Source organism: Bacillus sp. JJ675 (assembly GCF_036963165.1).
GTDB lineage: Bacteria > Bacillota > Bacilli > Bacillales > Bacillaceae > Bacillus > Bacillus glycinifermentans.
In genome coordinates this window covers 772-1695 of record NZ_JBALMR010000012.1, presented here as the reverse complement: position 1 = coordinate 1695, position 924 = coordinate 772, and the positions used below count along the sequence as shown (strand labels likewise).

The window sequence follows — 924 nt, the reverse complement described above, 5'->3', positions numbered from 1 at the left end:
AATCGTGCATGATCCCCGGCCCTGATATCAAAAAAAGATTTCTCGAATAACAAAAAACCGGAGCAGTTGATCTGCACCCTGTCAAGTAGACAGTGGAAATAACTAAAACACACTAGACGGCTTTAGCCCTGTATTCCACTGGGCTGAGGCCGTTTAGTTTTTCTTGTAGACGATCGTGGTTGTAAAAGTGGATATATTCATCAATTGCGCTTTGAAGTGCCTCAAATGTCTCGTACGAATTCCGTCTGTATTTCTCGCATTTTAATTTCCCCCAAAACGACTCAATGGGGCCGTTATCAATACAGCGGCCGACGCGGGACATACTCTGTGTCATATTTGCGTTTTCAATCATCCTTCTAAACTGGTGGGACGTGTATTGAAAACCTCTGTCGCTGTGAAGGAGAGGACGTGCGTTTGGGGCTGCCTCAAGCGCTTGGTTCAAGGTTTTAAACACAAGGGCGTTATTATTGGATTTCCCCAGCACATAAGACACGACCATTCCCTCATGAAGATCTAAAATGGCACTGAGGTACGCTTTCCGATGGCCGTATTTTAGCTCTGTCACATCAGTCACCCATTTTTGATTTGGTTTGTCCGCTTTAAACTCTCGATTCAGGATATTTTCGGACACATGTTGAGGCGTCGCTTTGCCGTAACGTTTTTTCTTCCGCCGAATGACACACTCCAGCTTGGCAATTTTCATCAGCCGATAGATGCGCTTATGATTGAGGCGCTCTTTAAAGCGGCGGTTCATGTTTAAGGTCATTCTGCGGTATCCGTAGATACCGCCAATTTGTTCGTGAAGTAGCGCCATTTTGGCGATAATCTTTTCATTCTGTTTTTCTCTCGCTGAAGGTACTCGGCTCCTCCATTTGTAATACCCCTGGCGCGAAACTTCGGCAATCTCACATAACATTTGGACAG

1 protein-coding gene is annotated in these 924 nt (G+C 45.3%); it reads right to left on the bottom strand.

The genetic code is table 11. From position 1 onward, the window contains the following. Positions 1 to 112: 112 nt before the first annotated feature. The coding region (locus V7126_RS03700; RefSeq protein WP_335496750.1) for an IS3 family transposase at positions 113 to 924 on the bottom strand (812 nt) is incomplete at its 5' end.